This window comes from Streptomyces sp. NPDC002690, assembly GCF_053592415.1.
On sequence record NZ_JBSFVR010000379.1, the window covers coordinates 1 to 7,220 of the forward strand.

Sequence of the window (7,220 nt, forward strand, 5' to 3'; positions counted from 1 at the left end):
AGCCGCCCCTCATCCCGCGTGTCCAAGGTGTGCGCCGACGACGGATATCAGAACAGCGGCCGGCCGTCGGACCGCCTGTCCGTCCCGCCCCGACACCGTCCGTGCGGAACGCGACAGGCGGACAGGCCGCCAACGGACAGGCGGACGGACAACGCGGGCGGAGAAGCGGGCTGGCCGGCGGCCGGCATGCGAGGGCGAACGGGGTGGCCCGGACCGGCAGGCCGCCTCCGTCAGCCGCCGAGGAGTTCGACGTTTACATCGTCGGGGTAGCCGGTGGTACCGCCGGTGCGTCGGGCGAATTCCTTGACGCCCGCGAGCTGATCGGGGCCGAAGCGGAAGTCGAGGGTGGTGAAGTACTTCTCCAGTACCTCCGCGTCGAAGGCTTCCCAGCGCGCGGCCTGTTCGGCGACCTTGGTGACCTCTTCGAGGGATACGTCCCGCGAGGCCAGGAACGCCTGGTGCACCTTGTCGACGTACTCCGGTTCGGCGGCCAGGTAGTCCTTGCGGGCGGCCCAGACGGCGAAGACGAACGGCAGCCCCGTCCACTCCTTCCACATCTCACCCAGGTCATGGACCTGGAGCCCGAGACGTGGGGCGTCGTGCAGGTTGGCGCGCAGCGCGGCGTCGCCGATCAGCACGGCGGCGTCCGCCTCCTGCATCATCGCGGCGAGGTCGGGCGGGCAGGTGTAGTAGTCGGGCTGCACCCCGTAGCGCTCGGCGAGCAGCAGCTGGGCCAGCCGGACGGAGGTACGGGAGGTCGATCCGAGGGCCACCCGCGCGTGGTCGAGCTGCTCCAGGGGCACCTGCGACACGATCACGCACGACATGACGGGGCCGTCGCAGCCGACGGCGATGTCGGGGAACGCGACCAGGTCGTCGGCGTTGCGCAGGAACTCCACCAGGGTGATGGGGCCGATGTCCAGGTCGCCCTTGACCAGCTGCTCACTGAGCTTCTCCGGGGTGTCCTTCGAGAGCTCCAGATCGAGCAGGGTCCCTGTCCGTGCCAGCCCCCAGTAGAGGGGAAGGCAGTTCAGGAACTGGATGTGACCGACGCGGGGCCGGGTGCGGCGATGGCCGCCTTCGACAGGAGAGACGGTTGAATTGTCCACATCGCGAGGCTAGACCTGCGGCCGGACGACAGCACCACCGGGGCGACGCCCGGGAGCGGAGGCGGACCCGTACCTCCACCGGGTCGCCCCCCGGCCCGCCCCGGCCCGCGCGCCACCACTCCCGCCTCTCCCCCGGTGCTGCCCACCTACGGGCCGCCACCCGCGTGGGTGATCCCCACTCCTCTACGTCCCCCCCTACTCCACTCCTCTACGTCACCCCCCTACTCCACTCCTCTGCGCCGCCCCGCACGCTCCCCTCGCACTCCCCCTCACGCCCCTCCCCACCGCCCTTTACGCGCCCCCTCCGCGCACCCTCCGCAGGGGCCGCCCCGAGCCTCCTGCGCACCTGCCTCCCGGCCTGCCGGTCACCTATCGGATCGCCCAATCAAACATTCGAGTGAAGTGATCTTTCCCTCTACCGCTCCCCAGAGGCTGCGTGCTAGGCTCGCCCGCAAGTTGCAGTTTGGTTTCCCTTGCAGTACAGAGCCTGCGGAGCATGTAACCCGCAGGCTTTTGTAGTTTTCAGACTTCTTTGCAGGTTCTGGAGCAGGGCAACCCTTTGGCCCAAGGAGGGCTTTATGGCTACCGGAACCGTCAAGTGGTTCAACGCTGAAAAGGGCTTCGGCTTCATCGCCCAGGACGGCGGCGGCCCGGATGTCTTCGTTCACTACTCCGCGATCAACGCGTCCGGGTTCCGCTCCCTCGAGGAGAACCAGGTCGTGAACTTCGACGTCACTCAGGGTCCGAAGGGCCCGCAGGCTGAGAACGTCACCCCGGCCTAGTTGCCCGGGTCGGTCGATCGCGGCCGGTAAGCAGTACCCAAGGAGCCCCGCCCCTTGCTTCGGCAAGGAACGGGGCTCCTGCCTTTGCCCGCACCGCATTCCGCACACCGCACCGGCCCACTCGCCGCGCCGCATTTCCCGCGCAAGCGGCCCGCACCGCATTTCCGCCCGTACGCCCCCGGTTTCCGCGCCCGCCTTGTCCTTCACACCGTGTGAAGCCGTGCACTCGGAGACATCATGTTCACCATCGGAGATTTCGCCCGGTACGGACGGGTATCACCCCGCATGCTGCGTCACTACGACGCGATCGGGCTGCTGCGCCCGGACCGTACCGACCCGGCCACCGGCTACCGCTTCTACGGCGCCGCCCAACTGGCCCGTCTCAACCGCGTCATCGCCCTCAAGGATCTCGGCTTCACGCTCCAAGAGGTCGGAAGCATCCTCGACGACGAGATCACCGCACAGGAACTGCGCGGGATGTTGCGGCTGAGGCGGACGGAACTGGAGGCGGCGATGGCAGCGGCGGCGGCACGGCTGAACCAGGTGGAGGCGCGGCTCCGGACGATCGAGAGTGAGGGACGCATGGACACCGACGACATCGTCATCAAGCAGGTTCCGGCGGTACGGGTCGCCGAGTTGACCGGTACGGCCGCCGGATTCCGGCCGCAGGACATCACCCCGGTGATCGCCCCGCTGTACGAGCGACTGTTCCCCTTGCTGGCCGGGGCGGGCATCACGCCCATCGGTCCTGGTATCGCCCGCTACGAGAACGCCCGGAACCAGGCCCCCCAGGACCAGAAAACCACGGACAACGAGACCACGGACGAGACCACGGACGAGACCACGGACCAGCACACGGACGAGCACACGGGCGGGGACACGACCGGGAACACCGCGGCCGGCGCGGTCCTCGTGCACGCCGGGGTGACGGTCTCCGCACCGGTCGGTCCGGTCGGCGACACCGGGGTACGAGTGGTGGAACTGCCCGCGTTCGAGGCGGCCACCATCGTGCACCGGGGCTCGATGGACTCCGTCCTCTCCACGGAGCAGGTCCTCGCCCGCTGGCTGGACACCAGCGGTCACCGGTCGGCCGGATACGCCCGTGAGGTCTATCTGGAGTGTCCCGAGGACCACGAGAGGTGGGTGACGGAGCTGCAGGAGCCGATCGTCGGGATCTGATCCCTCCCCGGGCAGGAAGGCGCCCCCGGTCGGGCCCGCACGACGCGTGTCCGCACCGGGGCCGCCTCCCCCGGAAAGCAGCCCGGGACGCACCCCCGAACCCACTCCGGGGACACCGCCAACGCCCGCCCCGCAGGGCAAGGTTCCGGGATCGATGTCTAGGCCTTGTGCAGAGCGTCACGCAGTGCTGACGGGGCAGCCCGCGACAAGGCAGACTGTCGACAGCGGTATCCACGGTACGGAACGGTACGGATGCGCCCCCACGTCACAGCCGGGCGCTCCCCCGCGTCCCGCCCCGGTGCCCGCGACCACAGCACGACCAGGCGGGTTGAAAGCAGGACAGGGGGCATCAATGGACCGCGACAACGGGCCACGCGTGCGCGTTCCGGAACAGCGCGCAGCGCAGGGGCCGGAGTCCGGAGCCGAGCCGCATCCCACACAGCACCGAGTGCAGCACCAGGAACAGGTCCAGGAACCGGGACAGGTCCAAAGCCAGGTCCAAAGCCAGGTCCAGGGCCAGGCCCTGGCCGAACCCCAAGACCCCCGACCCCAGTTGCATTTCTCCGTCCTCGGCCCCGTCCGCGTCCGCCTCGGCAACGATCCGCTGACCTCCGGCTCCCCCCAGCAGCGGGCCCTGTTGGCGGCGCTCCTCCTCCGGGACGGACGTACCGCGACCGCCGCGGAGTTGATCGACGCCATCTGGGGCGAGGAGTCGCCGCCACGGGCGCTGGCGGCGATCCGTACGTACGCCTCCCGGCTCCGCAAGGCGCTCGGGCAGGACGTGCTGGTCAGCGAGTCGGGCGGGTACGCGATCCGGCTCCGCGAGGGGTCCCTCGACGTGCGCCTCGCCCAGGAGTCGGTGAGCGCGGCGGAGAAGGCCCGGGCGTCGGGCGACCGTGCGCGGGCCCGGGACCTGATAGCCGAGGCCCTCGCGTTCTGGGACGGCGAGACGCTGGCTTCGGTGCCCGGGCCGTACGCGGAGAATCAGCGCACCCGGCTGGAGGAGTGGCGCCGCCAGCTGACGGAGACACGGCTCGACCTGGATCTGGATCTGGGCCACCACGCGGAGGCGGTCTCCGAGTTGACCGCGCTCACGGCCTCGCAGCCCCTGCGGGAGCGGCTGCGGGAGTTGCTGATGCTGGCGCTGTACCGCAGTGGCCGGCAGTCCGAGGCGCTCGCGGTGTACGCGGACACGCGGCGGCTCCTCGCGGAGGAGTTGGGGGTCGATCCGTGTCCCGAACTCTCCCAGCTCCAGCAGCGCATCCTGCGGGCCGACGAAGAGCTGGCCCGTCCGGCCGACGACGTCGCGCCCGGGCCGCCGGTCGCCGTGCGGCCGGCCCAGCTCCCGGCCACGGTCCCGGACTTCACCGGCCGCGGCGCGTTCGTGCGCGAGCTCGGTGACCGGCTGGCGACGGCCGAGGGTTCGGTGATGGCGGTGTCGGCGCTCGCGGGCATCGGGGGCGTGGGCAAGACCACGCTCGCGGTGCATGTCGCCCACCGGTCCCGGAGCCACTTCCCGGACGGGCAGTTGTACGTGGACCTCCAGGGTGCGGGGGCCCGGGTCGCTGAGCCCGAGACGGTGCTGGGTGCGTTCCTGCGCGCCCTGGGCACCCCGGAGTCGGCGATTCCGGATTCGCTGGACGAGCGGGCCGCGCTGTACCGGTCGACCCTCGACGGCCGCCGTGTCCTGGTGCTGCTGGACAACGCCCACGACGCGGCGCAGGTACGGCCGTTGCTTCCGGGCACTCCCGGGTGCGCCGCTCTGGTGACGAGCCGGGTGCGGATGATCGACCTGGCCGGTGCGCATCTGGTGGACCTGGACGTGATGTCCCCCGCCGAGTCCTTGCAGCTCTTCACCAGGATCGTCGGTGAGGAGCGGGTGAGCGCCGAGCGGGACTCGGCCCTGGACGTGGTGGCGGCCTGCGGATTCCTGCCACTGGCGATCCGTATCGCCGCCTCGCGGTTGGCCTCGCGCCGCACGTGGACGGTGGCGGTACTGGCGGCCAAGCTCGCCGACGAGCGGAGCCGGCTGGACGAGTTGCGCGCGGGCGACCTCGCGGTGAAGGCGACGTTCGAGCTGGGATACGGGCAGTTGGAGCCCGCCCAGGCCCGCGCGTTCCGCCTCCTCGGTCTGGCGGACGGCCCGGACGTGTCCCTGGCCGCCGCCGCCGCGCTCCTCGATCTGGAGCCGCACGTGGCCGAGGACATCCTGGAGTCGCTGGTCGACACCTCCCTGGTGGAGTCGGCGGCGCCGGGGCGTTACCGCTACCACGATCTCGTCCGGCTCTACGCACGCGCGTGCGCCGAGCGCGACGAGCATCCTCCCCAGGAGCGGGAGCGCGCGCTGTCCCGGCTGACGGACTTCTACCTCGCGACGGCTGCCGGTGTGTACGCGCTGGAGCGGCCGGGCGACCGGCTGGTGGACCATCTGGAGCCCACCGAGCGGACCGGGTTGGCCTTCTCGGACCGCCACGCGGCACGGGACTGGCTGTACACGGAGGCGGCCACGATCCTCGCCTGCGCGCGCCAGTCCGCCGGGCCCGCCACTCTGCGGCGGGCGGTGGACCTGTTGTGGGCGGCGCTGGACCTCGGCGAGTCGGGTGCCAACGCGAAGGAGTACGAGACGACCGCGCTGGCCCTGTTGGGTGCGGCCTCGGCCTGCGGCGACCGCCGTGCGGAGGTACGGGCCCTGGTCACCCTCGCCGACGTGCACCACGCCTCGGGCCGGTTCGACCAGGCCGAGCAGGAGGCGGCGCGGATCATGGCGCTCGTCGACCCGGCGCTCGACCCGCTGCCGGGCTGCTGGGCCTCGAACGCGCTCGGGATCATGGCGCTCTACCAGAACCGTCACGACGACGGCGAGACGTACTTCTCCCAGGCCATCGAGGCGTTCCGGCTGATCGGGGACCGGCCGGGCGAGGCGAGCGCCCTGTGCAACCTGTCCCGGATCCACCTGGCGACCGGCCGTATCGGCAGCGCGGTGGAGCTGGCGCAGCAGGGCACGGACATCTACGACGGCATGGGTCACGCGCTCCGCAGCGCCAACGGCCGGTACGCGCTGGGCATGGCACTCACGCGGCGCGAGTCGTTCACCGAGGCGACGGACCGGTTGCAGGAGGCCCTGGTGGCCTTCCGCGAGAGCCGGCAGCGGCTGTGGGTGGGCATGACCCTGTTCCGTCTCGCGGAGGTCGATCTCGCGGCCGGGCGGGCGGTGGAGTCCGCCGCCGGGGCCGAGCAGTCGCTGACCGCGTTGCGCGGGATCGGGGGCGACTGGCGGAAGGCCAATGTCCTCACCGTCCTCGGTCAGGCCCTGGTCCGGATCGGCCAGTTCGGCCGGGCGCAGGTCTGCTGGCACGAGGCGCTCGGCATCTACGACGGTTCGGGCTCCCCCGAGGCCGTGGAGGTACGCGCCCTGCTGGCCCGGTTCGCGTCCGTGATGCCCGCGTAACGCCCTGTCAGCGGTCGTTCATCATTCGTTTATCGCCGACCGGCACTCTCTAACCAGTCGATCCGTCGCGTCGGGGGGCAGACGGGGCGACCTGTGGGTCGTGGCACCAGGGTCTTCCGGGCTGGGTCGGTGAAGCCGGCACGGAACTCGATACAGGCCCTAAAGTGAGCGGCTCTTGCGAGGCCCGTCCGGCAGTTCGGGGGATCAGCCGGACGGGCCTCGCCCACCCGATACGAAGACTCGCAGGGAGCGGAACATGGCGGACGCCCAGAAGGACACCAAGCTCACGACGCAGGACATGCACGCCACCGGCACCGAGGTCGCCGCCGAGGAGCTGACCACGCTGGACATGCACGCCACGGGCACGGTCACCTCGAAGCTGCTGACCGCGCAGACCACCGGCGGCACGGCGACGACCGAGGACATGCACGCCACGTCGGAGCCCGTCACCTGACAGACTTTTTTCGCTACGGGGGCCCGGGGCTCGGGGGAGCCGCGGGACACGGGGGAACGGCCGCGGTGGCGCGGAGGGGGAGCCACCGCGGCCGTCGTGCGTCCGGAGCCGGCCGGGTGCCGGGTACGGGTACGAGCACGGAGTACCCGTACGGGTAACGGCGGCGCGGAAACCGGAAGGGGGCGGGGGGGCGCGGTGGCGGCGGGCCCGCGGCCGCCGGGGGGAGAGGAAGCCGCGGGACTACCCAG

At 71.2% G+C, this 7,220-nt stretch carries 6 protein-coding genes; 4 read left to right on the plus strand and 2 right to left on the minus strand.

Features of this window, described 5'->3' with window-relative positions:
• Positions 1-230: 230 nt before the first annotated feature.
• Positions 231-1,109, minus strand: coding sequence for a menaquinone biosynthetic enzyme MqnA/MqnD family protein (locus ACWD3D_RS30945; RefSeq protein ID WP_451464062.1), 879 nt, complete (start codon positions 1,107-1,109; stop codon positions 231-233).
• A gap of 578 nt (positions 1,110-1,687) precedes the next feature.
• On the opposite strand from ACWD3D_RS30945, the gene ACWD3D_RS30950 reads away from it, so the two are divergent.
• Positions 1,688-1,891, plus strand: a complete 204-nt coding sequence (locus tag ACWD3D_RS30950; RefSeq protein WP_003967102.1) for a cold-shock protein — start codon at positions 1,688-1,690, stop codon at positions 1,889-1,891.
• A gap of 237 nt (positions 1,892-2,128) precedes the next feature.
• A complete protein-coding gene (locus tag ACWD3D_RS30955) occupies positions 2,129-3,070 on the plus strand; it encodes a MerR family transcriptional regulator (RefSeq protein WP_451464063.1) in 942 nt (313 codons plus the stop codon).
• A 349-nt stretch (positions 3,071-3,419) separates the two neighbouring features.
• Here ACWD3D_RS30955 and ACWD3D_RS30960 read toward each other — a convergent pair whose 3' ends face one another.
• Positions 3,420-3,629, minus strand: a complete 210-nt coding sequence (locus tag ACWD3D_RS30960) for a hypothetical protein (RefSeq protein ID WP_451464064.1) — start codon at positions 3,627-3,629, stop codon at positions 3,420-3,422.
• Between ACWD3D_RS30960 and ACWD3D_RS30965 the strand changes: the two genes are divergently transcribed.
• Both ACWD3D_RS30965 and ACWD3D_RS30970 read left to right on the plus strand, forming a co-directional pair.
• A complete protein-coding gene (locus ACWD3D_RS30965; RefSeq protein WP_451464065.1) occupies positions 3,624-6,518 on the plus strand; it encodes a BTAD domain-containing putative transcriptional regulator in 2,895 nt (964 codons plus the stop codon). The genes ACWD3D_RS30960 and ACWD3D_RS30965 overlap by 6 nt on opposite strands.
• A gap of 256 nt (positions 6,519-6,774) precedes the next feature.
• Positions 6,775-6,972 carry a hypothetical protein gene (locus ACWD3D_RS30970; RefSeq protein ID WP_451464066.1) on the plus strand — a complete coding sequence of 66 codons (198 nt, stop codon included), beginning with the start codon at positions 6,775-6,777 and terminating at the stop codon, positions 6,970-6,972.
• The last annotated feature ends 248 nt before the right edge of the window (positions 6,973-7,220 follow it).

What these genes read in the sequence shown, in the direction of transcription:
- ACWD3D_RS30950 (WP_003967102.1), top strand. Translation starts at nt 1,688, where the DNA reads ATGGCTACCGGAACCGTCAAGTGGTTCAACGCTGAAAAGGGCTTCGGC.
- ACWD3D_RS30955 (WP_451464063.1), top strand. Translation starts at nt 2,129, where the DNA reads ATGTTCACCATCGGAGATTTCGCCCGGTACGGACGGGTATCACCCCGC.
- ACWD3D_RS30960 (WP_451464064.1), bottom strand. Translation starts at nt 3,629, where the DNA reads ATGCAACTGGGGTCGGGGGTCTTGGGGTTCGGCCAGGGCCTGGCCCTG.
- ACWD3D_RS30970 (WP_451464066.1), top strand. Translation starts at nt 6,775, where the DNA reads ATGGCGGACGCCCAGAAGGACACCAAGCTCACGACGCAGGACATGCAC.